The sequence below is a fragment of the Pseudomonas sp. FP2196 genome (assembly GCF_030687715.1).
Lineage (GTDB): Bacteria > Pseudomonadota > Gammaproteobacteria > Pseudomonadales > Pseudomonadaceae > Aquipseudomonas.
The window spans coordinates 5,343,589-5,366,911 of record NZ_CP117445.1; the positions used below are offsets into that span (position 1 = coordinate 5,343,589).

At 60.3% G+C, this 23,323-nt stretch carries 21 protein-coding genes; 14 read left to right on the forward strand and 7 right to left on the reverse strand.

Annotated elements, in window-relative coordinates:
* Window positions 1–48: 48 nt before the first annotated feature.
* On the forward strand, window positions 49–1,128 hold the full coding sequence (locus PSH79_RS23945; RefSeq protein WP_305439946.1) for an endonuclease/exonuclease/phosphatase family protein: 1,080 nt from the start codon (window positions 49–51) through the stop codon (window positions 1,126–1,128).
* Between the two features lie 121 nt (window positions 1,129–1,249).
* The gene (locus PSH79_RS23950) at window positions 1,250–2,107 is read left to right on the forward strand and encodes a hypothetical protein (RefSeq protein ID WP_305439947.1); all 858 of its coding nucleotides are present in this window, start codon (window positions 1,250–1,252) and stop codon (window positions 2,105–2,107) included.
* An 11-nt stretch (window positions 2,108–2,118) separates the two neighbouring features.
* Here PSH79_RS23950 and hrpB read toward each other — a convergent pair whose 3' ends face one another.
* Window positions 2,119–4,638 carry an ATP-dependent helicase HrpB gene (gene hrpB, locus PSH79_RS23955; RefSeq protein WP_305439948.1) on the reverse strand — a complete coding sequence of 840 codons (2,520 nt, stop codon included), beginning with the start codon at window positions 4,636–4,638 and terminating at the stop codon, window positions 2,119–2,121.
* A gap of 111 nt (window positions 4,639–4,749) precedes the next feature.
* Here hrpB and PSH79_RS23960 point away from each other — a divergent pair, with 111 nt between their 5' ends.
* Both PSH79_RS23960 and PSH79_RS23965 read left to right on the forward strand, forming a co-directional pair.
* The gene (locus PSH79_RS23960) at window positions 4,750–5,169 is read left to right on the forward strand and encodes a polyribonucleotide nucleotidyltransferase (RefSeq protein WP_187680958.1); all 420 of its coding nucleotides are present in this window, start codon (window positions 4,750–4,752) and stop codon (window positions 5,167–5,169) included.
* A gap of 15 nt (window positions 5,170–5,184) precedes the next feature.
* Window positions 5,185–6,093: a cation diffusion facilitator family transporter gene (locus PSH79_RS23965; RefSeq protein WP_305439949.1), complete on the forward strand. Its 909-nt coding sequence runs from the start codon at window positions 5,185–5,187 to the stop codon at window positions 6,091–6,093.
* On the opposite strand, the gene PSH79_RS23970 is transcribed toward PSH79_RS23965, so the two are convergent.
* Window positions 6,087–7,145 (reverse strand): DUF6515 family protein, encoded by a 1,059-nt coding sequence (locus tag PSH79_RS23970; RefSeq protein WP_305439950.1) that lies wholly within the window; start codon window positions 7,143–7,145, stop codon window positions 6,087–6,089. The two genes, PSH79_RS23965 and PSH79_RS23970, sit on opposite strands and share 7 nt — an antisense overlap.
* Before the next feature lie 455 nt (window positions 7,146–7,600).
* Here PSH79_RS23970 and PSH79_RS23975 point away from each other — a divergent pair, with 455 nt between their 5' ends.
* On the forward strand, window positions 7,601–8,080 hold the full coding sequence (locus tag PSH79_RS23975; protein WP_042561225.1) for an Lrp/AsnC family transcriptional regulator: 480 nt from the start codon (window positions 7,601–7,603) through the stop codon (window positions 8,078–8,080).
* Window positions 8,081–8,276: 196 nt separating this feature from the next.
* Window positions 8,277–8,486 (forward strand): DUF2788 domain-containing protein, encoded by a 210-nt coding sequence (locus tag PSH79_RS23980; protein WP_042561226.1) that lies wholly within the window; start codon window positions 8,277–8,279, stop codon window positions 8,484–8,486.
* Here the strand turns inward: PSH79_RS23980 and PSH79_RS23985 are convergent.
* The 4 genes from PSH79_RS23985 to PSH79_RS24000 form a co-directional block, all read right to left on the reverse strand.
* The gene (locus tag PSH79_RS23985) at window positions 8,481–9,116 is read right to left on the reverse strand and encodes a pseudouridine synthase (RefSeq protein WP_305439951.1); all 636 of its coding nucleotides are present in this window, start codon (window positions 9,114–9,116) and stop codon (window positions 8,481–8,483) included. The genes PSH79_RS23980 and PSH79_RS23985 overlap by 6 nt on opposite strands.
* Before the next feature lie 72 nt (window positions 9,117–9,188).
* Complete coding sequence (gene amn, locus PSH79_RS23990; protein ID WP_187680961.1) at window positions 9,189–10,688, reverse strand: AMP nucleosidase; 1,500 nt, start codon at window positions 10,686–10,688, stop codon at window positions 9,189–9,191.
* A gap of 170 nt (window positions 10,689–10,858) precedes the next feature.
* Window positions 10,859–12,508, reverse strand: coding sequence for an acyl-CoA dehydrogenase family protein (locus PSH79_RS23995; RefSeq protein ID WP_305439952.1), 1,650 nt, complete (start codon window positions 12,506–12,508; stop codon window positions 10,859–10,861).
* Window positions 12,509–12,602: 94 nt separating this feature from the next.
* Complete coding sequence (locus PSH79_RS24000; protein ID WP_305439953.1) at window positions 12,603–14,957, reverse strand: hybrid sensor histidine kinase/response regulator; 2,355 nt, start codon at window positions 14,955–14,957, stop codon at window positions 12,603–12,605.
* 304 nt (window positions 14,958–15,261) lie between these two features.
* Between PSH79_RS24000 and PSH79_RS24005 the strand changes: the two genes are divergently transcribed.
* From PSH79_RS24005 to PSH79_RS24020, 4 genes are all read left to right on the forward strand, one after another.
* Window positions 15,262–16,059: a hydroxymethylpyrimidine/phosphomethylpyrimidine kinase gene (locus PSH79_RS24005; RefSeq protein WP_305439955.1), complete on the forward strand. Its 798-nt coding sequence runs from the start codon at window positions 15,262–15,264 to the stop codon at window positions 16,057–16,059.
* 18 nt (window positions 16,060–16,077) lie between these two features.
* Complete coding sequence (gene thiE / locus PSH79_RS24010; RefSeq protein ID WP_305439957.1) at window positions 16,078–16,701, forward strand: thiamine phosphate synthase; 624 nt, start codon at window positions 16,078–16,080, stop codon at window positions 16,699–16,701.
* Between the two features lie 15 nt (window positions 16,702–16,716).
* On the forward strand, window positions 16,717–18,000 hold the full coding sequence (hemL, locus tag PSH79_RS24015; RefSeq protein WP_123448239.1) for a glutamate-1-semialdehyde 2,1-aminomutase: 1,284 nt from the start codon (window positions 16,717–16,719) through the stop codon (window positions 17,998–18,000).
* Between the two features lie 225 nt (window positions 18,001–18,225).
* Window positions 18,226–18,780 carry a tetratricopeptide repeat protein gene (locus tag PSH79_RS24020; RefSeq protein ID WP_305439959.1) on the forward strand — a complete coding sequence of 185 codons (555 nt, stop codon included), beginning with the start codon at window positions 18,226–18,228 and terminating at the stop codon, window positions 18,778–18,780.
* Window positions 18,781–18,981: 201 nt separating this feature from the next.
* On the opposite strand, the gene PSH79_RS24025 is transcribed toward PSH79_RS24020, so the two are convergent.
* A complete protein-coding gene (locus tag PSH79_RS24025; protein ID WP_003185742.1) occupies window positions 18,982–19,311 on the reverse strand; it encodes a DUF1820 family protein in 330 nt (109 codons plus the stop codon).
* 133 nt (window positions 19,312–19,444) lie between these two features.
* Between PSH79_RS24025 and miaB the strand changes: the two genes are divergently transcribed.
* From miaB to PSH79_RS24045, 4 genes are all read left to right on the forward strand, one after another.
* Entirely contained in the window at window positions 19,445–20,773 is a 1,329-nt protein-coding gene (gene miaB, locus PSH79_RS24030; protein ID WP_095190302.1) for a tRNA (N6-isopentenyl adenosine(37)-C2)-methylthiotransferase MiaB, read from the forward strand.
* A 205-nt stretch (window positions 20,774–20,978) separates the two neighbouring features.
* A complete protein-coding gene (locus PSH79_RS24035) occupies window positions 20,979–21,977 on the forward strand; it encodes a PhoH family protein (RefSeq protein WP_305439960.1) in 999 nt (332 codons plus the stop codon).
* Window positions 21,970–22,464, forward strand: coding sequence for an rRNA maturation RNase YbeY (ybeY, locus tag PSH79_RS24040; protein ID WP_305439961.1), 495 nt, complete (start codon window positions 21,970–21,972; stop codon window positions 22,462–22,464). Before PSH79_RS24035 ends, ybeY begins: the two co-directional genes overlap by 8 nt.
* A gap of 5 nt (window positions 22,465–22,469) precedes the next feature.
* On the forward strand, window positions 22,470–23,309 hold the full coding sequence (locus PSH79_RS24045) for an HlyC/CorC family transporter (protein ID WP_007909641.1): 840 nt from the start codon (window positions 22,470–22,472) through the stop codon (window positions 23,307–23,309).
* Window positions 23,310–23,323: the final 14 nt, after the last annotated feature.

Below are 23,323 nucleotides of genomic sequence, written 5' to 3' on the forward strand. Positions count from 1 at the left end.
TCCTCAGGTATGCTCGGGGCCACTTTCTGTAACGCTATAAGCCGAGCCATGACCCGTCTACTGCGCTACACCCTGTTGCTCGTTGTGCTCGCCATCGCCGTGATTGGCGGGCTGATGTTCAGCCTGACCTGGCGTCCCGAACCCCGTGAAACCCTGCCGGTGAGTTGCAGCGCAACCGCGCCGACGCTGGTGCCCGGGCAGGCACTGAAAGTCATGACCTGGAATGTGCAGTACCTGGCCGGCAAGCGTTATGTGTTCTGGAATGACCTGGCCGGGGGCGACGATGAAGCGCCGACGTTGGAAGACATGGCCTTCAGTCTCGATGAAGTGGCGCGGGTAATTCGCGATGAACAGCCCGACGTGGTGCTGTTGCAAGAGCTGGATGACGGCGCCAAGGCCAGCGATTATCAGGATCAACTCAAATTGCTGCAGGAGCGGGTCGCCGATCTGTACCCGTGTAGCGCCAGCGCCTTTGACTGGAAAGCCGATTTCGTCCCTGAACCGCACATCTTCGGCAGCGTTGGCCGGCAACTGGCGACGCTGAGCCGTTATCGCATCGAACACGCCGAACGCCTGCAATTGCCGGTCGCTTCGAGCAACTTCATCAGCCGCCAGTTCCAGCCCAAAAACGCCCTGCTCGCGACCAAGCTGCCGCTGAGCGATGGCGGGCAACTGACCGTGTTCAACACGCATCTGGAGCGCGCCAGCCAACCGGATGAGACTTTGCAGGCGCAAGTGACGGCAGTGGCCAAAGTGCTCGACAAGTATGAAAGCCAAGGTCTGCCGTGGTTGATCGGCGGCGATTTCAATCTGCTGCCGCTCGGTCAATATCGCCGTTTGCCAGCCGAGCAGCGCACGCCCTACTCCGCCGACAGCGAATTGCATCTGTTGTGGGACAAGTACCCGATGATCCCGACCAACAACGAGGCCAGCGGCATCGACCGCGCGCAGTGGCTGACCCACTACCCCAACGACCCCGGCCTCAATGGTCCGGATCGCACGGTCGACTATCTGTTCTACAGCCCTAAGATCAAACGGGTCGAAGCGATGGTCCGACAGGACGATACGCTTCGGATTTCCGATCACTTGCCTGTCATTGCGCGGTTCCTGCTGCCGGTCGCGCCGTAGCAACAACTCTACGCCGAGAACGATGCTCGGGCATTCGAACCAAACGCACGGAAGGCCCATGAAAATATTACTTGTATGCAAGGACATCGGCGGCTACGCAAGCAAACTGGCTGAGCATTTGATGATCGAAAACGACGTGAGCTTCATCGATACATCGTCGATGTCGCACAGGTTTGATCGAGCCCCGAAGATCATTCGACGCCCGCTGAAACGCTGGGCCCAATGGCGGCATGTGAAAAAGACCATTCGGGCGGCAGGGCGGTTTGACGCTGCCCTTATCATTAATCCGGCACAAATCGACCCACAGCAATTGGCGGCTGGACTCAAGGCTTCCGATCGCAAGATCGCCTACCTTTACGACAGTTTCAGTCGCTGGCCGATGACGCCGGAACAACTGGCCGAGTACGACGAGGTGTTTTCATTCGACCCGCAGAACGCCGAGAGTCACGGCCTGAAAAAGCTCTACAACTTTATCTACGAAGACTACGTTGCAGACGGTGAGCCGGGCGAATACTCGGCTCTCGTAGTGATGGCCGGCAAGGACCGCGTACCCGCGCTCGAGTCCCTGGCCCGGGAATTCGACCGACTCGGCGTTACCGATTACAAGTTCCTGGTGCAGTGCAAACCGATCCCGGGCGCGCATCCGGGCATTACGTTCTTTGAGCAAAGGATGTCGCTGGAGTCCGTGGGCGAACTGGTAAGGCGCTCCAGGATCATTCTGGACATTTCCAAGCCCGGCCAGGCCGGTTTGAGCTTCCGGTTCTTTGAAGCCATGGCTTCGCGGAAAAAAGTCATCACCACCAACAAAAACGTTGTCGATTATGACTTCTACAACCCGGTAAACATCCTGGTCATCGATGAGGCCAACCCGCTGATTCCGGAGCATTTCATCACAAGCCCGTATGTGGATGTCCCCGTGCAGATCTATGAAAAGTACACGCTGAAGGGTTGGACCAGGACCGTTTTTTCGCTTCAGTGAACGCTGCGCGATCAGGGTTTTCGCGGTTTGATCCGTGCGGTGGCCTCGGCTACCAGCGGATCATCCGGCCAGTAATGCTTCGGATACCGCCCCTTCAAATCCTTCTTCACTTCGGCATAGGTGCTGCGCCAGAAGTTGGCCAGATCCTGCGTCACCTGCACCGGCCGGCGCGCCGGGGATAAAAGATGCAGTTTGACCACCTGCCGACCACCAGCGATCCGCGGCGTTTCGGCCAGCCCGAACAACTCCTGCAAACGCACCGCGAGAATCGGCGGAAACTCGCTGTAATCCAGACGGATCGACGACCCTGACGGCACGCTCAGATGATGCGGCGCCAGCTCATCGAGGCGTTGCGGCAGCGGCCATGGCAGGAGATTGCGGACAATGCTCGACAGATCCAGATTGGCGAAGTGACTGAGCCGCGAGACCTTGCCCAGATATGGCATCAGCCAGGCTTCGAGGGTGTTCAGCAGCGTCGCGTCGCTGACATCCGGCCACTGGCTTTCGTCCTGAGCATTCAGATCCAGTTGCCGCAACAGCGCGACGCGCGCCTGCCACTGACGCAGTTCCGGTGTCCACGGCAGCAATTCCAGACCCTTGCGCCGCACCAGATTGACCAGCGCCTGGCTGCGGGCGGCTTCATCAAGACCGGTTAGCGGTTCACGGCTGAGGATCAGTTCGCCGACCTTGCGCTGACGCTCGGCGCGCAACACGCCTTCACGCTCATCCCAGTCCAGTTGATCGACGTTGCGCACCTGCTCGGCGAGCACCGAATCGAACAGCGCTGGATCAAAATCCGCCGCCAGATAAATTCGTTCTTCACGCTGACCCTGTCGGCTGCCGAGGTCGGCGATGACGATCCACGGTTCTTTCATCAGGCTGTCGGCCTCGGCAAACAGCGCGGCGCGACCGTTGGCCAGTCGGTATTCGGCGCCACCGGCACGACGTTGTTGGGCGACGCGATCCGGGTAGGCCAGCGCCAACAGTGCGCCGAGCCAGCGCGGGTGATCGGGATCGCTGACCGGCTCGCTCGCCTTGCCGCGCAAGTAACCGCGATACTGCCGCGCCAGTTGTCGGGCACGTTGCACACCGCCCTGAGCGCCACGTGACGCCCGCTCTTCGCCGGAGAGCAGCACCAGACGACTGTGCAAATCCGCCCCGGCGCCGCGCAAGATGTCGCGCTCGCCGAGCAACGCGGCGACATCGCACGCCATGTTTGCCAGGCCCAACGCCTGCCCGCGCAGTAACAAATGACCGATACGCGGATGCGCTGGCAATTCAGCCATGGCCTGGCCGTGAGACGTCAGCGCCTCGCCTTCCAACGCCCCCAAACGCTGCAACAAATCCTGCGCCTGTGCGTAAGCCGCTGCCGGTGGCACATCGAGCCAGACCAGTTCGCCCGGCGTCACACCCCAGCGCCCGAGTTGGAGCGCCAGGCTGGCCAGATCCGCCGAGAGAATTTCCGCACTCCCATATGCCGCCAACTGTTCATGCTGATCCTGCGACCACAACCGATAGCAAACACCCGGTTCCAGTCGCCCCGCACGCCCAGTGCGCTGGGTGGCGCTGGCCTTGGAAATACGTTGAGTGTCGAGGCGGGTCATGCCGCTGCCCGGATCGAAACGCGGCACCCTTGCCAATCCGGCGTCGATCACCACGCGCACGCCATTGATGGTCAAACTGGTCTCGGCGATGTTGGTGGCCAACACCACTTTGCGCTGGCCGGCCGGTGCCGGGTCGATAGCGGCGCGCTGGGCGTTGAGGTCGAGCTCACCGTGCAACGGGCAGAGCAGCACGTCGCTGCGCTCGCCGATGGCATCGGCCAGTTGTTGATGAACGCGACGGATTTCCGCCTGCCCCGGAAGGAACACCAACAGGCTGCCGGTTTCATCGTGCAGGGCTTCAAGGACGGTGGCGGTCACGCGCTGATCGATGTATTCGCCGGGCTGAAACGGCCGGCCCCAGCGCATCGTCACCGGGTACATGCGTCCTTCGCTGCGCAGGATCGGGGCGTCGTCGAGCAACCCGGCCAGGCGTTCGCCCTCCAGCGTGGCCGACATCAGCAAAATCTTCAGCGGCTGTTCAGCTCGAAACAGCTCGCGACCGTTCAAACTGAGGGCCAGCGCCAGATCGGCGTCGAGGCTGCGTTCGTGGAATTCGTCGAAGATCAGCAAGCCCACGCCTTCCAGCGCCGGGTCGTCCTGCAAACGGCGAGTAAGAATGCCTTCGGTGACCACTTCGATACGGGTGTTGGGGCCGACCTTGCTGTCGAGGCGGATGCGATAACCGACGGTTTCCCCGACCTTTTCACCCAGCTCACTGGCCAGCCGCTCAGCCGCCGCACGCGCGGCGAGACGGCGCGGTTCGAGCATCAGAATGGTCTGCCCGCTCAGCCACGCTTCATTGAGCAAGGCCAGGGGCACGCGGGTAGTTTTACCGGCGCCGGGCGGTGCTTCGAGCACGGCTTCGTGGCGTGTCGCCAACGCTTCACGCAGGGCGGGTAAAACTTCGTCGATCGGCAAAGAAATCATGCTGGCTCCCAAACAGAGGCGCGAGTATAACGGCGAACTGCCGGGCGTTTGTCAGGGTCTTAATTCCACACAACGCTGCTTCGTTTTCAGATGACTCAGGAGATCTATCCCATGCGCTTACCTTTTCGCCTGATCGGCGGTGTACTGGTCGCTACCCTGCTCACTCAAATCACCGCGTGCGGCTCGATTTTCTACCCGGATCGTCGCGGCCAGATCGATGGCAAGATCGACCCGGCGATTGCCGTGCTCGATGCCGTGGGTCTGCTGTTCTACATCGTCCCGGGGCTGATCGCATTTGCAGTCGACTTCGCCACCGGCGCGATCTATTTCGAACCGGGCCACACCGCGCAAGTCGATCCGGCCAAGCTCAAGCAAGCCATCGGCCCGGACGGTCAGGTCGATAACCTGAAGTTGCAGGCTATTCTCGAATCTGAACTGGGCCGCAATCTGCCGCTGGATGATCCGCGCCTGATCCAGCACAAGGGCAGCACTCAACAACTGGCGATGTTCGGCCTGCAACCTGCCGCATAAGGAATCACTGACTCCATGACCTCCAGCCCCGAACACGCCCGCCTGCTGCGGCTGGCGACCCGCGCCTCGGTGGCGGTGGCCTGTACGCTGATCATCGCCAAAGCCATCGCCTGGTGGCTGAGCGGTTCGGTGAGCATGCTTGCCGGCCTCACCGACTCGGCGCTCGATGGCATTGCTTCGTTGCTCAATCTGCTGGCGGTGCATTACGCGCTACGCCCGGCGGATGACGATCACCGTTACGGCCATGGTAAGGCGGAATCACTGGCGGGCATGGCGCAAGCGCTGTTCATTGGCGGCAGTGCCATATTGATTGCCTTCCAGGCCTATGAGCGGATCAAGCAACCAGAACCACTGGGTGCGCCGTGGATCAGCATTGGCGTGATTGTTTTTTCCCTGCTGCTGACCGTGGCTTTACTGATATTGCAGCATCGGGTGATCAAGCAGACCGGCTCCAACGCCGTGCGTGCCGACTCGCTGCATTACCGCTCCGATCTGTTGCTCAACGGCAGCATTCTGGTGGCGCTGGTGCTGGCAGGATTCGGCTGGCAACAGTTGGACGCGTGGTTCGGCCTGGGGATTGCCGCCTACATTTTGTGGAGCGCGATCCAGATCGCCCGGGAAAGTTTTTCGGTGCTGATGGACGAAGAACTGCCGACCGATGTCAGTCAGCACATGCTCGAACTGGCGTGCAGTGTGCCGGGGGTGCTGGGCGCGCATGACTTGCGCACGCGCATTTCCGGCAACCACTGGTTCGTGCAGTTGCATCTGGAGTTGCCGGGAGAATTGACGCTGTCAGTCGCGCACGGCATCAGCGATCAAGCGGCGGATGCGATTCACAAAGCCTACCCACGGGCCGAAGTGCTGGTGCACGCCGACCCGCAGGAAGTGGTCAAGGCTGAACGGACGCAGACCCGGATTCAGTAAGACACCTGATAACCGCGACTGCTCAGGCAATTGCCCTGGGCCTGACGGTAGGCCTGAACGACTTCGGGCGCCGGTTGGTAAGTCGCGGTGCGCGGATCGAAACCGCTTTGTTGCACCGCATACTGATAGCACTGGTAACCGTCCTGTTGCACCTGCTCCGGCGACTGACCGTTGGCCGGATAAGCCTCGACATCATAGCCCTGTGATTGCGGCTGCGGCTGTTGCTGAACCGGCGGCTCGACCACCACGTAATCCTGCGTCGCTTCTTGATAGGCGTAGTAGGAGCCGGCGGCAAGGAACAGCAGCGCGCCACCGATCCAGACTTCACGGGCGTAATCCGGCAAGTATTGAATACGAATCCCGCGCGGCGGCTGCACAACGATGTAGCGCGGGCCTTGCGGGCGATACCAATAGCCGCCAGAGAAGAAGTAATCCTGCCCGCGATACGGCACACGATAGTCACGATCAGGGAAGCGATCGATCACATGCCCCGGCCGATATTGCGGCCCCGGCCCCCAACCGTTGCCATGCCCATCCGGACGTCCCGGCCAACGATTGTCGTTCGGCCGATTGCCGGTCTGCCAATGCTGATTGTTGTAACCGTTTTGCGGACGCTCGTCGCGGTAGTAGCCCTGACGCGGTTCCTGGGTCTGGCGCACGGCGTCGGGACGCGGCTGGATCGGCAGACTGCTGGCCGGTAACTGTGGCGGTGGCGGCGGCTGGCGAACCGGGTTGGGATTGTAGGCTGGACGGTTCTGGTCGCGGTTCTGCCACTGGCCGTTATTGTTGTGCTGCTGACCGTTATGCTCGAACTGGCGGCTGTTGTCGCCACGAATGATTTCATTGTTCTGCGGGCGCGGTTGGTTCTGCGGCTCATTGCCCTGACCGCGTTGCTGATGATCGCCGCCACGGCCCTGATTGTTACCCTGATGGTCCTGACCGTGGCCACCGCCATCGGGCCCACGATTCTGCGGCTCATCGGCAAGCGCCTGCGCACTGACACTCACACAGAGCAAACCAACACCGGCCAGACGCCAGATGCGCGACTTCATGCTTTTCCTCGCTGCGGCTCAGGGCCTGAAATTAAGAGGGGACTTGTCACTGAGACCGAGAATGTACACATCGGGTTCTGCAACAGGTTATCAGTCACGAAACTTATTTATTGAGGGCTGCACAAAAATCGCAGGCAAGAAAAAAGGGAGACCCGTCGGCCTCCCTTCTAGAGAACTTCGTCCTGGCTCGACGCTTTTGACGTCGGCTCACCTCACGCCGTCTTCTGGACAGTGTGCAGCTCGGGGGCCGGCACATCCCCGGTGGGGGTGGCGACCGCGGCGGGCCTGATAGGCGGGCCGCTGTGGACTGTGTTACCGAGCAGTGATTCTGGTGATAAGAATAGGCCTGAGGCCGCGACAGAGGATTGCGAAGATTGCTTAAATAAACACCACTTGCGCAATTTTTAACCCTGGATAGATAATCCGCCGCAATAGTTACAACCAAGGACTGATTGATGAGCAAACTCGACCGTTACGACCTGAGCATTTTGGCGGAATTGCAGCGCGACGCCCGCATCTCCAACCAGGAACTGGCCGAGCGCATCGGTCTGTCACCCTCGCCGTGCTCGCGCCGGGTCAAGCAACTGGAAGACGACGGCTACATCTCGCGTCAGGTGGCGTTGCTCGATCGCAAGATGCTCGGGTTGAGCCTGACCGCTTACGTGCTGATTGGCATGGACCGTCACACGCCGGAGCGTTTTGAAAACTTCGAAGCAGCGATTCGTACGTTGCCGCAGGTGTTGGAGTGCAGTCTGGTAACTGGCGTGGACGCTGATTATCAGTTGAAGGTGGTGGTGCCGGACATGGATCACTATCAGAAATTGCTGCTGGGGCATTTGACCCGGATTGATGGGGTGACCAGTGTGCGCTCGAGTTTTGTGCTGAATCAGGTGCTCAACAGCACTGAGCTGCCCCTGACTCATTTGCGTAGCTAACACTCCCCCCTGCAAGAGCTGCCGAAGGCTGCGATGTTTTGATCTTGTTTTTAAGATCAATATCAAAAGATCGCAGCCTTCGGCAGCTTCTACAGGGGATTGTGGTGGATTCAAGACACAGGTCAATGCGCCCTCAATCCCCCTCGGCGTATAATCGCCGCCGCCCTTTCTGCCCCGTCTACGCCGGAGTTACCCGATGGATCCAGCACTACTTGAAGAATGGATGATGACTGGCCTGGTCAGCATCCTGATCATTTTCATGGGTTTCATCGTCTGGGATCTGGCGAAAAAATCCAAGGCCGGGCGCTTTGGTTCGCTCATTCTGTTCTTCGTGCTGGGCCTGGGTGTGGCCGCGTTCATCATCAAGAGTGTGGTGATCGGCCTGATCGAGTCCGGCGCTTTATAAGCGCGCCGGCACTTCTTTCCACTGCCCCTGATCCAGACCTTCGATCGTCCAGTCACCAATCCTGACCCGCACCAGCCGCAACGTCGGCAAGCCTACCGCAGCCGTCATGCGTCTCACCTGACGGTTGCGCCCCTCGCGTATCACCAACTCCAGCCAGCTTGTAGGTATGGTCATGCGAAAGCGTACCGGCGGATTACGCGGCCACAACTCAGGCTCTTCCAGTTGCCGGGCTTCGGCGGGCAAGGTCATGCCATCATTCAGTTCGACGCCGTCACGCAAACACTGCAACTGCTCGGCCGTCGGCTCGCCTTCGACTTGCACCCAATAGGTCTTGGCCAATTTGTGCTTGGGGTCGGCAATCCTCGCCTGCAACTGCCCGTCGTTGGTCAGCAGCAACAAACCTTCACTGTCGCGATCAAGGCGTCCGGCCGGATAAATACCGGGCACGTCGATGTAATCCTTAAGCGTCGCCCGCCCTTCGCCGTCGCTGAATTGCGTCAGCACATCGAACGGTTTGTTGAACAGGATCAGTTTCGGCTCGGCCGGCGGCGCCTTGGCGACACGACGCGGGGAGGAAGACTGAGGCTTCGCACCGGGACGGCGGGAAGGTGGACGCGGGGGACGGGACATGGGCAAAACAACATCTGGCGATCTGGGCTGACAATGCTAGTGCCCCGACCGCCAAATGACCACGACTAACCGTTAACGGAACGGCGGTTCGTCGAAGCTGCGCAATTTGCGCGAGTGGAGCGAGTTGAGCTCGGTGCGCAGCAGATCCACCGCCTCAATGCCGATCTTCAAATGCTGGCTGACCGCACGCTCGTAGAACGCGTTGGCCGAACCCGGCAGCTTGATTTCACTGTGCAGCGGCTTGTCCGAAACGCACAGCAACGTGCCGTATGGCACCCGCAGCCGATAACCTTGCGCGGCAATGGTGCCACTTTCCATGTCCACCGCCACGGCGCGGGACAGGTTGATCAGCGGCCGCTCCTGCGCCCAGCGCAGTTCCCAGTTACGGTCGTCGTAGGTCAGCACGGTGCCGGTGCGCAGGCGTTTCTTCAGGTCGTCGCCCTTCTCGCCGGTGATGTTGGCGGCCGCTTGTTGCAGCGCCATCTGCACTTCGGCCAGTGCCGGGATAGGAATGTTCGGCGGCACTACCCGGTCGAGAATCCCGTCGCGACGCATATAGGCGTGGGCCAGTACGTAGTCGCCGATGGTTTGCGACTGACGCAGGCCGCCGCAGTGACCGATCATCAACCAGCAATGCGGACGCAGCACTGCCAAGTGATCAGTGATGTTCTTGGCGTTGGACGGGCCGACGCCGATGTTCACCAGCGTCACACCATGGCCATCGCTGGCGATCAGGTGATAGGCCGGCATCTGATAACGGTGCCAGACCACACCGGCGGCAATCGCCGACGCTTCGCCGTGATCCATGCCCTTCTCGATGATCACGTTGCCCGGCAGCACCATGCGCACGAAACGCGGATCGCTGCGCAATTGCTCAAGACCATGAACGATGAACTGGTCGACGTAACGGTGATAGTTGGTCAGCAGAATCCACGGCTGCACATGACGCCAGTCGCTACCGGTGTAATGCACCAGTCGGCGCAGCGAGAAATCCACACGCGCCGCATCAAACAACGCCAGTGGCAGCGGATCGGTGTTTTCCCAATCGTAGAGGCCATCGGCGATACCGTCGGTGGCGGCGGACAGATCGGTACTCGGGAACACGCGGGCCAGCACGGCGGCCGTGACGCCGGAACCGGCCAGCTCATCGCCCTGCTCGACCACGTAGGGGTACGGAATGTTTTGTTGGCTGACGCCGACTTCGACGGTCACGGTGAAGTCGTGCATCAACGGCACCAGCTGTTCCAGCAGATATTTGCGGAACGCTTTCGGGTGGGTGACGGTGACGCTGTAGGTGCCCGGCAGTTGCACCTTGGCGTAGGCGCGGGTGGTCTGCGGGACTTCACCCTGGCAGTGATAGGTCAGGCGCAGTTCGGGATAACGAAACAGAGCACGCTGCCCGGCGTCGGGCTCGACGCGATCCTTGAGGTAACGCTTGAGCGCGGAATTCAGTGCGGTGGTGGCCTGCTCATGCAGCTCGGCCAGACGATCCACGGCTTGTTCGGCGGTTTGAACGACAATAAACGCTTCGGTCACGATCAGCTTCCTGTGTTCTGACTTGCAGAGCTTCATCTTGCCTGCATCGTGGCGCGACGGAAACAGTGGCATGCTGGCAGCCGCACATTATGTCAGTCACACAGAACCCGGTAGGAGCTGCCGAAGGCTGCGATCTTTTGATCTTGCTGTTTATAAGATCAAAAGATCGCAGCCTTCGGCAGCTCCTACAGGAGGTTTGTGCTGGGTCAGAAGCTCTGCGGGGTTGAGCGGGCAACGATGGCCTCAACATCAAGGCCACGCGGCAACGTGCCGTAGGCCCGCCCGCTGCCACTCAACCGACTTGCGATAAACGCATCACTGACCGCCGAATTCCCCGCCTCCAGCAACAGCTTGGCCTGCAAGCCAAGGGCAATGTCTTCGGTCAACTGCCGCGCCCGATACTGAATGTCGCCGGTGTCCTTGAACTGCGCCTGCAATTGCTGGATATGCGCCGCCAACCGCTTATCGCCATGCCCGTCCCCGAGTTCACTGAACAGCACGTCCAGCACACCCGGCTCTTTCGACAGCGCGCGCAACACGTCAAGACACTGCACGTTGCCCGAGCCTTCCCACGTCGAGTTGACCGGTGCTTCGCGATACAGGCGCGGCAGGATGCTGTCCTCGACATACCCGGCGCCGCCCATGCATTCAGCCGCTTCGTTGATCATTGCCGGCGCGCGTTTGCAGATCCAGTATTTGCCCACCGCCGTCACCAGCCGGGCGAATTGCGCTTCATGGCGATCGTCCAGATGATCCAGTGCCTTGCCCATGCGCAAACTCAGCGCCAGCGCCGCTTCGCTTTCCAGCGCCAGATCGGCCAGCACGTTCTGCATCAACGGTTGTTCGCTGAGCAACTTGCCGCCGACCTTGCGGTGCGCGCAGTGGTGGCTGGCCTGGGTCAGGGCCTGACGCATCAGCGAACTGGAGCCGACCATGCAATCGAAACGGGTCATCGCCACCATCTCGATGATGGTCGGCACGCCACGCCCTTCTTCGCCGACCATCCACGCCAGCGCTCCGCGAAATTCCACTTCGCTGGAGGCGTTGGACTGGTTGCCGAGCTTGTTTTTCAGGCGCTGGATATAGAACTGATTGCGCGTGTCGTCCGGGCGATGACGCGGCAGCAGGAAACAGGTCAGGCCCTTGTCTGTCTGCGCCAGCGTGAGAAACGCATCGCACATCGGCGCCGAACAGAACCACTTGTGCCCAACCAGTTCATACGCCTGGCCCGGACCGCTGGCGCCGACCGGATAGGCCTTGGTGGTGTTGGCGCGCACGTCGGTGCCGCCCTGTTTCTCGGTCATCGCCATGCCGAGGGTGACACCGGCCTTGTGCGCCATGCCGACATTGCGCGGGTCGTATTCGGTGGCGAGGACTTTCGGCAGCCATTGCTCGGCCAGATCAGGTTGCAGGCGCAGGGCCGGCACGCTGGCGAAGGTCATGGTCAGCGGGCAACCGCTGCCGGCCTCGGCCTGGCTGTGCAGATAGGTCATGGAGGCTCGGGCGACGTGCGCGCCGTCCTGCGGATGCGCCCAGGGCAGCGAGGTCAGGCCATGCTCGACTGCCGTTCGCATCAACTCGTGATACGCCGGGTGAAATTCCACCAGATCGATGCGATGACCGTAGCGGTCATGGCTGGCAAACACCGGTTTGTTCTGATTGGCGAGGAACCCGGCCTCCATCAGCGGCCCGCCGGCCAGTGCGCCGTAGGCATCAATCCGCGACTCGGCCCAACCGGCACCGAACCTGCGCGACCACTCCTGCAACGGCAGGTCGATGCGATAAAGGTTGGTGCCGTCCAGCGACGGCGGCTGGTTGCTGACTTCGTGGGTTTCGGCGAACTGATGCAGGTTCATGACGGGTTCCTTCTTCAGCGAGAAAGTCAGTTAAGCACCGCCCCAACGCCGAACAAAGTGTCATATCCGCCGAATTTGCGGCGCTTTTACCCTATCAACAGCAGAGCAACCGTCGCTCCAGCGCAGACTGCAAATCTTCGAATTTCACCGGTTTGTTCAGGTAGTCGATCACTGCATCCGTGGCGCAAACCTCGCGATCCGCGCTCAACGCCAGCATGAACACTGGCAAGTGGGCGCAACCCGGCAAGGCGTGGATCTGACAGCACAACGATGCGCCGTCATGGGCGGGCAACTGGCAATCGATCAAGACCGCATCAACTGTTTCGCGTTGCAGGCAATCGAGCGCCGCCGCGCCGTTGTCAGCGGTACGCACGCGGAAACCGAGTTTGAGCAGCATGCCGCGCATGACCAGTTGATTGACGGTGTTGTTGTCGACCAATAGCACCGTGCAGTCCTGCGGGGCACGGACGCAATCGCGCGCATTCGCAGGGGGCGGCGCGGGCTCGACCACCGGCAATTCGAACTCCACGTCCAGCTGAAAGCGACTGCCACTTCCGGGTTCAGAGCGATGGGTGAGCTTGCCGCCAAGCAGTTCGACCAGTTGTCGGCAGATCGCCAGCCCCACTCCCAATCCACCGTACTCACGGGTCATCGAACCGTCGAGCTGGAAGAAGCGCTGGTACATCGTCGCCTCGCCCAGATCGGTGAAGCCGATACCGGTGTCGATCACTGCAAATGACAGCGCCAGTCGATTGTCCGTCGACGGCTTGCCGGTGACCCGCAGCGCCAAGCCACCAACACGGGTGAACTTTATTGCGTTATCCAACAGGCATTCCAGGCATTGCGCCAGTTTAGCGCTGTCGCCATGCAAGCGATCCGGCAGAGTCGGCAGCACGTCGACCTTGAAGTCCAGCGACTTGCTTGCCGCGTTGCCTTCGAACTGAGCGCGCAACGCTTCAACCACACCACGCAGGCTGAAACTGCCCGGCTTCGCTTTCAGTTTGCCGGCCTGCAACTCGGTGAGGGTGAGGATGCCATTGACCATGCGCATCATGTCCCGGGCGGAACCGGCGGCGGTCTGGTGATATTGCTCGAGCTCGGGATCCAGATCGACGGTCTGCATCAGTTCCAGCGAACCGATCACACCGTTCATCGGCGTGCGCAGTTCGTGGGTCAGGGTCGCGAGGAATTCATCCTTGAGCTTGTTGCTGTGGGCCAGTTGCTGGTTGAGCACTTCGAGTTTCTGGCCGGCATCAAACAGCGTCTGCGCCTGCTGCTCGCGCATCGCGTTGATGCGGTCAGCCAAGGCCAGCGACAACAAAGCCACTTCGATCGCCGAACCGATCTGGCTGGCGTACATCGTCAGGAACACGTTTGGCAGCAGGCCCAGCACCATCAGCGTATTGATAACGCCACCGAGCAGGAACGCCGACCATGCAATGATGAAATAGCGCGCCACGCGCAGGCCGCGCCACCAGGCGAGAATCCCGGCGGCGAAGATTACGACGGTGAAGGTCAGCGCAAGCGTCGTCGCCAGGCGCAGGGCCAAGGCGTAACTGGTCATCAGCGACAAACCAACCACAACGGCACCGAACACAATAAGGGCGATCAGCAAGCGGTCGAGCCAGCGGCTGTGGGTCTTGGTCTGCAAGAAGCTGCGGGCGAACTGGCTGCCGAACAACCCGGCGCAACCGATGAAGAACGGGGTTGCCGCGTTGGCCCACCACGGGTTGTCCGGCCAGAAATACTCGACCGCCGCACCGTTCACCGACAGTTGATAGAGGCCGAACGAGCCAATGTAGAAGATGTAATAGAGGTAGCTGGTGTCGCGCACGCTGAGGAAGATGAACAGGTTGTAAACCAGCATCCCCAGCAGCACGCCATAAATGATGCCCAGCACATAGAGGCGCACTGGCTGATCTTCGAGGTACGCCGTGCTCGACCACAACGTCACCGGCGCCTGGATCGAGCCTTCGCTGGCCAGTCGCAAATAGATTGTTTGTTGTTGACCGGGTTCGAAGGCCAGGTCGAACAGGTAATTGTTCTGGCGAATCTCGCGACTGGCGAACGGCAAGGCATCGCCGGTTTGCCGGGTCAGGCGATAGTCGCCATTGGCATCGGCCATATAAAGGTCGAGATGATCGAGCGGTGGATAAGCCAGCTCCAGCAGCCATGAGCGCTGTGCGGCGGGATTGCTCGGGCGGTAATGCAGGTCGATTTTCAACCAGAACGCCGAACGCGAATACCCGGCATTTAGCGTGGCTTTATCGTGGGCTTTGAAATTGCCGGCAGCAGCCTGCGCGCGGACGTCGGCGATGTTCGCCTGACCGCTCGGGTCTTCAAACACTTGCAGCGACCGGCCCAGAGGGAGGCTCTGGGTGAATTCGTCGAATTCGACGGCGCTCGCCATGAGGGGCAAGCAGAACAACAACATCAGCAAATAGCGCATTGAAGCCCCAGCGTGGCTCGTCCGGTTGTGTCAGGAAGCCCCCCATTCCCTTTGAGTAGACGTAAAACCGGTATTACCTGTTATTGGTTTGGATCCAGACTAGCATAGCCGTTGATGGCCATTAAGCACCATCGAAATTTTTCCTACAAAGGCTCTAGAACGGGCGTTTCAGAGCAAAGCACCGAGCTAGAGCTGTTGAGTTGGTCAGGTTGTGACAAACCGGTCAGCATTCTCTGAACAGGTTATCAGCCGAGCACAACGGCACTGAACCGGAAAATCAGGTTTGGTGGTAAGCTCGCGCACCATGAATATCTACAGCTCCCGCCCCGTTGTCCTCTGTCTCTCCGGCCACGACCCCAGTGGTGGCGCCGGCTTGCAGGCAGATATCGAAGCCCTGCTCGCGCAGGGTTGCCATGCGGCTCCGGCCGTCACCGCCCTGACCGTGCAAGACACCGTCAACGTCACTGGCTTCCGCGTCCTCGACCGTGAGTGGGTCCTGGCCCAGGCCAATGCCGTGCTCAACGACTCCGAAGTCGCAGCGGTCAAACTGGGCATGCTCGGTTCGTTGGAAATGGTCGACACCGTTGTCGAACTGCTTTCGGCGCACCCGCATTTGCCGGTGGTCTGCGACCCGGTGCTGCGCGCCGGCGGCGGCGGACGCCTGGGCAAGGACGAAGTCGGCTATGCGATGCGCGAGCGTCTGCTGCCGCTATCGATCATTGCCACCCCCAACCTTCCCGAAGCCCGCATCCTCGCCGAACTGCCCGAAGGCACAGCGGACGAGTGCGCTGAAAAACTTTTGCCGTTCGTCAAAAACCTGCTGATCACCGGCGGTCATGGCGACGAAACTGAAATCCACAACCGCCTGTACAGCCGCGACGGCCTGCGTGAAACCTTCTATTGCCAGCGTTTGCCGGGCAGTTATCACGGCTCCGGTTGCACCCTGGCCAGCGCTTTGGCTGGCCGACTGGCCCAAGGCGAGAATCTCGCCAGCGCGGTACGCAGTGCATTGGATTACACCTGGCGCACCCTGCGCGATGCCGAACAACTGGGCAAAGGCCAGTTTGTGCCGCGTCGTCTGCCGCTGGATTTCTGCTCGTAACGTCGTGAGGTCTGCCTGATGAAACTACGTGGCCTGTACGCCATCACCGACAGCCAGTTGCTGGCCGGCAAATTCCTGTCGTACGTGGAGGCGGCGCTGGAAGGCGGCGTCACCCTGCTGCAATACCGCGACAAGAGCAGCGACGAGGCTCGCCGTCTGCGCGAGGCCGAAGCGCTGCGCGATTTGTGTGCGCGCTACAAGACGCAGTTGATCATCAACGATGATGCCGAACTGGCTGCACGCCTCAACGTCGGCGTGCATCTGGGCCAGACCGACGGCCCACTGTCGCCGACCCGCGCCCTGCTCGGCTCGAAAGCGATCATAGGCTCGACTTGCCACGCGCAGATCGAACTGGCCGAACAAGCTGCCAAAGAAGGTGCGAGCTACGTCGCCTTCGGTCGCTTCTTCAACTCCAATACCAAACCCGGCGCGCCGACCTGCAGCCTCGACCTGCTCGACGAAGCCCGCCGCAAACTGCATTTGCCGATCTGCGCGATCGGCGGCATCACCCTCGACAACGCCGCGCCGCTGGTGGCCCACGGTGTCGACCTGCTGGCCGTGGTCCACGGCCTGTTCGGCGCTGAAAGCACCGCCGAAGTGACCCGCCGCGCCCGCGCCTTCAACGAATTACTGAAAGTCTGATTTGAGAGCCCGATCATGTCTCGTTCCGAAACCCTGTTTGCCAATGCCCAGAAACACATCCCCGGTGGCGTGAACTCGCCGGTTCGCGCGTTCAAGAGCGTTGGCGGCACGCCGCTGTTCTTCAAACACGCTGAAGGCGCCTACGTCACCGACGAAGACGACAAGCGTTATGTCGATTACGTCGGTTCGTGGGGCCCGATGATCCTTGGCCACAGCCACCCGGACGTTCTGGACGCCGTGCGCAATCAACTGCAACACGGCTTGTCTTACGGCGCGCCGACCGCGATGGAAACCGAGATGGCCGATCTGGTCTGCTCGCTGGTGCCGTCGATGGACATGGTGCGCATGGTCAGCTCCGGCACCGAAGCGACCATGAGTGCGATCCGTCTGGCCCGTGGCTACACCGGCCGTGACAGCATCATCAAGTTCGAAGGCTGCTACCACGGCCACTCCGACAGCCTGCTGGTCAAGGCCGGTTCCGGCGCACTGACCCAAGGCGTACCGAGCTCGGCTGGTGTGCCAGCGGCATTCGCCAAACACACCCTGACCCTGCCGTTCAACGATATCGACGCGGTTGAGAAGATGCTCGCCGAAGTCGGTCAGGACGTAGCGTGCATTATTGTTGAGCCGGTTGCCGGCAACATGAACTGCGTGCCACCGGCACCAGGTTTCCTCGAAGGCCTGCGTTCGCTGTGCGACAAGCATGGCGTGGTGCTGATTTTCGACGAAGTGATGACCGGTTTCCGCGTCGCCCTCGGCGGTGCTCAGGCGTACTACGGCGTCAATCCTGACCTGACCACCTTCGGCAAGATCATCGGCGGCGGCATGCCGGTCGGTTGCTTCGGCGGCAAGCGTGAAATCATGGAGCGCATCGCGCCGCTGGGCCCGGTGTATCAGGCCGGCACCTTGTCGGGTAACCCGCTGGCGATGGCCGCCGGTCTGACCACTCTGCGCCTGATCAGCCGTCCGGGCTTCCACGCCGAGCTGACCGACTACACCACGCGTCTGCTCGACGGCCTGCAACAGCGCGCCGATGCCGCAGGCATTCCGTTCGTGACCACCCAGGCTGGCGGCATGTTCGGTCTGTACTTCAGCGGCGCCGACGACATCGTCACTTTTGAAGACGTGATGGCCAGCGACGCTGCACTGTTCGGTCGCTTCTTCCACCTGATGCTGGAAGGTGGCGTGTACCTGGCACCGAGCGCCTTCGAAGCCGGTTTCACCTCGATCGCTCACGGCGAAGCCGAGTTGCAACTGACCCTGGACGCTGCCGAACGCGCCTTCGCTGCATTGAAGTAATCGCCGCACCGCTGACGTTGGCTATCGCCGACGTCAGCTTTCACCTACATCCACCTGGTTTTTCCGACGCACCCGCCAGAAATCACCCGTAAAGAGGGCGATATATTCCCCGCGCAGCAGAAAAACGAGTAAAGACTTTGTAAGGTTGGCCCTGCTTATTTCATAATGCGCGCTTATTGGATCCCTCGATGGGTCCGCGTGCCCTTCAGAGGTAAGTCGATTCCCATGAACCGCACCGGCCGCACCCTTGCCTTGGGCTGCCTGTTGCTCCTTCAGCCCCTGCTCGCGCATGCACAAGCAGGCGGCAACTCGTTGTTGATCCCGGCGATGGGTCGTTGCACCCTCAATACTCAGCCGCAAGACGTCACGCAGGCACTGGCCGCCTGCCAGAAAGCGGCGGACGAAGGGGATGCGCAAGCGCAATACGAGTTGGGTGAGTTCTACTACGACGGCAAGAATGCGCCGCGCGACCTCAATCAAGCCCTGAGCTATTTCGAAAAAGCCTCGTTGCAAGGCCACGCTCAGGCGCAATTCAAGCTCGGCACCATGTTCTTCCACGGCGAAGGCGTACAGGCCAACAATATTCAGGCGTACATCGTATTGAAGATGGCCGCGGTCAACGGCGCCGAAGAGGCACTGGACACGGCCGACGAAGTCTCCGAAAAAATGTCCCGCGAAGATCTCGAAACCGCTACGCAGGTGCTCGGGCAAATTTTCCGTAAATACCTGATGGAACTGCAGAACGCCGATGGGCGCACGCCGTTTTCGCCATTGCCCTGAGTTCTGCTGACCTCTAGGGCTGATATGGCTGATGGGATTTTGTGGCGAGGGGATTTATCCCCGTTCGGCTGCGCAGCAGTCGTAAAACCATTCGATGCGGTGTATCAGAAAGAGCTTGATTGCAGGTTTTGGGGCCGCTTCGCAGCCCAACGGGGATAAATCCCCTCGCCACAAATAATCTCCAGCCACTAAATCTCGGCTTTACTTCTCAGGCATCGGCATCGGAAACGGCATCACATTGCCGACCGCGCCGCGGGCTTCGCTGATTTTCGGCGTGCCCAGACGCTCGACTTCGTCGATACGCACAATCGAATGCATCGGCACAAAGCTGCGCACCACGCCTTCAAACTGCGCCTTGAGCTTTTCTTCGCTCGGATCGACGACCACTTGCGTGCGCTCGCCAAAGACGAACTCTTCCACTTCCAGGAACCCCCACAGATCACTTTGATAGATCTGCTTGGCGTACATTTCGAACACCTGGCCCTGGTTGAGGAAAATCACCTTGTAGATTGGAGCTTCGCGTTTGGTCATGGCGGGCGGACAACATCGGGGATAAAAATGAGGGCGCAAACTATAGCATAGCCACTGGACGCACAGCGGTAGGAACCTGAGGGCTTGTTCCCTATAATGCGCGGTTCTTTGAATCACGTGACGACCAAAATCCATGGCCAAGAAGCTTTACATCGAAACCCACGGCTGCCAGATGAACGAGTACGACAGCTCGCGCATGGTCGATCTGCTGGGCGAACATCAGGCCCTGGAAGTCACCGCTCGCGCGGAAGACGCCGACGTGATTCTGCTCAACACCTGCTCGATCCGCGAGCGCGCCCAGGATCGGGTGTACTCGCAGCTCGGCCGGTGGCGCGAACTGAAGCTGGCCAACCCGGAGATGGTCATCGCCGTTGGCGGTTGCGTGGCCAGCCAGGAAGGCGCGGCGATCCGCGATCGCGCCCCGTATGTCGACGTCGTTTTCGGCCCGCAAACGCTGCACCGCCTGCCGGAGATGATCGACGCCGCACGCAGCACCAAGCTGCCGCAAGTCGACGTCTCGTTCCCGGAAATCGAAAAATTCGACCACTTGCCCGAGCCGCGTATCGACGGCCCGAGCGCTTACGTGTCGGTGATGGAAGGCTGCAGCAAGTACTGCACGTTCTGCGTGGTGCCTTACACCCGTGGCGAAGAAGTCAGCCGGCCGTTCGACGACGTGATCGCAGAGATCATCCACCTTGCCGAAAACGGCGTGCGTGAAGTGACCTTGCTGGGGCAGAACGTCAACGGCTATCGCGGCACCACCCATGATGGTCGCCTGGCGGATCTCGCCGAGCTGATCCGTGTGGTCGCCGCCGTCGATGGCATCGACCGCATTCGCTACACCACCTCCCACCCGCTGGAGTTCTCCGACAGCCTGATCCAGGCCCACGCCGACGTGCCGGAACTGGTCAAACACCTGCACTTGCCGGTGCAATCGGGTTCGGACCGGATTCTGGCAGCGATGAAACGCAACCACACGGCGCTGGAATACAAATCCAAGCTGCGCAAACTGCGCGCGGCGGTGCCCGGGATCTGCATCAGCTCGGACTTTATCGTCGGTTTCCCCGGCGAAACCGAGAAAGATTTCGAACAGACCATGAAGCTGATTGCCGACGTTGGTTTCGACTTTTCCTACTCGTTCGTCTACAGCCAGCGCCCGGGCACACCGGCCGCTGATCTGGCGGATGACACGCCGGAAGAGCTGAAAAAGGAACGTCTGAACGCGCTGCAACACCGTTTGAATCAGCAAGGTTTCGAGATCAGCCGACAAATGGTCGGCTCGATCCAGCGAATTCTGGTGACCGATTATTCGAAGAAGGACCCGGGCGAGCTGCAAGGGCGCACCGAGAATAATCGTATCGTCAACTTCCGCTGCGACAATCCAACCCTGATCGGCCAGTTCGCCGACGTGCACATCGATGCGGCGCAACCGCACTCGCTGCGCGGCTCGCTGATCCAGTAACGCTGCATTTCCCCTGCAGGAGCGAGCCTGCTCGCGAAGGCGTCGTGTCAGCCACTATCTACGGTGCTGATGCACCGCTTTCGCGAGCAAGCTCACTCCAACAGGGATGGTGATTGAAGCTGAGATATTTAAGAGCTTTCGCACCCACGCCACTGGCGTTATCCTTGATTTCATCTTAATTGCCCCAGGGCGGCTAAATACGACCTTGAACGCACCCATAGAACCACATCGTTTTATCCTCGAGCCCTTTGAGGCTCGCCGCTTCGCCAATCTGTGCGGGCAATTCGACGAGCATTTGCGCTTGATCGAACAGCGCCTGACCATCGAGATCCGCAACCGCGGAAACCAGTTCGAGCTGATCGGCGATCCCAAGCACACCACGTCAGCGGAAAATCTGATCCGTCGCCTGTACCGGGAAACCAAAGGTTCAGAGTTGTCGCCAGATACGGTTCACCTGTTCCTTCAGGAATCGGCCGTTGTCGAGCTGGAAAACCACGCCCCTGCCGAAGCCTCCGTCGCCCTGCGTACCAAGAAAGGCATGATTCGCCCACGCGGCTTGAATCAACTGCGCTATGTGAAGGAAATCCTCGGCAACGACATCAACTTCGGCATCGGTCCGGCCGGTACCGGCAAGACCTACCTGGCCGTGGCCTGCGCGGTTGATGCACTGGAGCGCGAGCAGATTCGCCGCATCCTGTTGGTGCGTCCGGCAGTCGAAGCAGGTGAAAAACTCGGCTTCCTGCCCGGCGACCTGTCGCAGAAGATCGACCCCTACCTGCGCCCGCTCTACGACGCACTCTACGAAATGCTCGGCTTCGAATACGTGGCCAAGCTGATCGAGCGTCAGGTGATCGAAGTCGCGCCGCTGGCTTACATGCGTGGCCGTACGCTGAACAACAGCTTCATCATTCTCGACGAAAGCCAGAACACCACCGTCGAACAGATGAAGATGTTCCTGACGCGGATCGGCTTCGGTTCAACCGCAGTCATTACCGGTGACATCACTCAGGTCGACTTGCCGAAAGGCACCAAGTCCGGCCTGCACCACGTCATCGAGGTGTTGAAAGACGTGCCGGGTATCAGCTTCACTCACTTCCAGCCTAAAGACGTCGTGCGCCATCCTCTGGTACAGCGGATCGTCGAAGCCTACGAGCGCTTCGAAAACAGTGACGAAGCACCCAAGGAAACCTCGCGAAATGCTTGAGCTGGATCTGCAAGTCGCGACGGAAGCCAGCGCGCCGAGTGAGGCCGACTTCCGCCTGTGGTGCGAACTGGCCCTGCGCCAGCGCACCGCTGACTCGGAAATGACCATTCGTCTGGTCGACGAGGAAGAAGGCCGCGAACTCAATCACACCTGGCGTCACAAGGATTACGCGACCAACGTCCTGTCGTTCCCCGCCGAAGTGCCCGACGAGTTTCTCGATATCCCCCTGCTGGGTGATCTGGTGATCTGCGTGGCCGTGGTCGAGCGCGAAGCTGCCGAACAAGGCAAGGAACTAAAGGCCCACTGGGCACATCTGGTCATTCACGGCTGCTTGCATCTGCTCGGTTACGACCATATAGATGACGAAGAAGCCGAAGAAATGGAAGCACTGGAACGCGAGTTGCTTGCTGAACTGGGCTATCCGGATCCGTACGCGGACGACGAAACCGAACCAACCCCTATCGTTACAACAAAGGATTCAGAGTAATCGCTATGAGCGAAGATCGATCGAGCAACGGGCAGAAGTCTTGGCTGGGTAAACTGACCCAGGCTTTTGCCCACGAGCCGAAGAACCGTCAGGAGCTGCTTGAGCTGCTGCGCGATGCACATCAAAACAAGCTGCTGGACAGCGAAGCGCTGGCCATCGTCGAAGGCGCCATTCAGGTGGCTGACCTGCAGGTACGCGACATCATGGTGCCGCGTTCGCAGATGATCAGCATCAAGGCGACCCAGACACCCCGTGAATTTCTCCCTGCCGTGGTCGACTCGGCCCACTCGCGCTACCCGGTCATCGGCGAAAGCCACGACGATGTGATGGGCGTGCTGCTGGCCAAGGATCTGCTGCCGTTGATCCTCAAGGAGAACGGCGACAGCTTCAACATCAAGGACCTGCTGCGCCCGGCCACGTTCGTGCCGGAGTCCAAGCGTCTGAACGTGTTGCTGCGTGAATTCCGCGCCAACCATAACCACATGGCTATCGTCATCGACGAATACGGCGGCGTGGCGGGTCTGGTAACGATCGAAGACGTGCTGGAGCAGATCGTCGGCGACATCGAAGACGAGCACGACGTCGAAGAAGACAGCTACATCAAGCCGCTGCCCAGCGGTGACTTCCTGATCAAGGCCCTGACGCCGATCGAGAACTTCAACGAGTTCTTCGACAGCGAGTTCTCCGACGATGAGTTCGACACTGTCGGCGGTCTGGTGATGAGCGCGTTCGGGCACTTGCCAAAACGTAACGAAATCACTGAAATCGGCGCCTACCGTTTCCGCATCCTGAACGCCGACAGCCGTCGGATTCACTTGCTGCGACTCACGCCAATCGCTCGGTAAATTTAAGGACTGAA

Excerpts from the sequence above, each read along its gene's own strand:
- PSH79_RS23945 (WP_305439946.1), top strand. The coding sequence starts at position 49 with ATGACCCGTCTACTGCGCTACACCCTGTTGCTCGTTGTGCTCGCCATC.
- PSH79_RS23950 (WP_305439947.1), top strand. The coding sequence starts at position 1,250 with ATGATCGAAAACGACGTGAGCTTCATCGATACATCGTCGATGTCGCAC.
- hrpB (WP_305439948.1), bottom strand. The coding sequence starts at position 4,638 with ATGATTTCTTTGCCGATCGACGAAGTTTTACCCGCCCTGCGTGAAGCG.
- PSH79_RS23960 (WP_187680958.1), top strand. The coding sequence starts at position 4,750 with ATGCGCTTACCTTTTCGCCTGATCGGCGGTGTACTGGTCGCTACCCTG.
- PSH79_RS23965 (WP_305439949.1), top strand. The coding sequence starts at position 5,185 with ATGACCTCCAGCCCCGAACACGCCCGCCTGCTGCGGCTGGCGACCCGC.
- PSH79_RS23970 (WP_305439950.1), bottom strand. The coding sequence starts at position 7,145 with ATGAAGTCGCGCATCTGGCGTCTGGCCGGTGTTGGTTTGCTCTGTGTG.
- PSH79_RS23975 (WP_042561225.1), top strand. The coding sequence starts at position 7,601 with ATGAGCAAACTCGACCGTTACGACCTGAGCATTTTGGCGGAATTGCAG.
- PSH79_RS23980 (WP_042561226.1), top strand. The coding sequence starts at position 8,277 with ATGGATCCAGCACTACTTGAAGAATGGATGATGACTGGCCTGGTCAGC.
- PSH79_RS23985 (WP_305439951.1), bottom strand. The coding sequence starts at position 9,116 with ATGTCCCGTCCCCCGCGTCCACCTTCCCGCCGTCCCGGTGCGAAGCCT.
- amn (WP_187680961.1), bottom strand. The coding sequence starts at position 10,688 with ATGAAGCTCTGCAAGTCAGAACACAGGAAGCTGATCGTGACCGAAGCG.
- PSH79_RS23995 (WP_305439952.1), bottom strand. The coding sequence starts at position 12,508 with ATGAACCTGCATCAGTTCGCCGAAACCCACGAAGTCAGCAACCAGCCG.
- PSH79_RS24000 (WP_305439953.1), bottom strand. The coding sequence starts at position 14,957 with ATGCGCTATTTGCTGATGTTGTTGTTCTGCTTGCCCCTCATGGCGAGC.
- PSH79_RS24005 (WP_305439955.1), top strand. The coding sequence starts at position 15,262 with ATGAATATCTACAGCTCCCGCCCCGTTGTCCTCTGTCTCTCCGGCCAC.
- thiE (WP_305439957.1), top strand. The coding sequence starts at position 16,078 with ATGAAACTACGTGGCCTGTACGCCATCACCGACAGCCAGTTGCTGGCC.
- hemL (WP_123448239.1), top strand. The coding sequence starts at position 16,717 with ATGTCTCGTTCCGAAACCCTGTTTGCCAATGCCCAGAAACACATCCCC.
- PSH79_RS24020 (WP_305439959.1), top strand. The coding sequence starts at position 18,226 with ATGAACCGCACCGGCCGCACCCTTGCCTTGGGCTGCCTGTTGCTCCTT.
- PSH79_RS24025 (WP_003185742.1), bottom strand. The coding sequence starts at position 19,311 with ATGACCAAACGCGAAGCTCCAATCTACAAGGTGATTTTCCTCAACCAG.
- miaB (WP_095190302.1), top strand. The coding sequence starts at position 19,445 with ATGGCCAAGAAGCTTTACATCGAAACCCACGGCTGCCAGATGAACGAG.
- ybeY (WP_305439961.1), top strand. The coding sequence starts at position 21,970 with ATGCTTGAGCTGGATCTGCAAGTCGCGACGGAAGCCAGCGCGCCGAGT.
- PSH79_RS24045 (WP_007909641.1), top strand. The coding sequence starts at position 22,470 with ATGAGCGAAGATCGATCGAGCAACGGGCAGAAGTCTTGGCTGGGTAAA.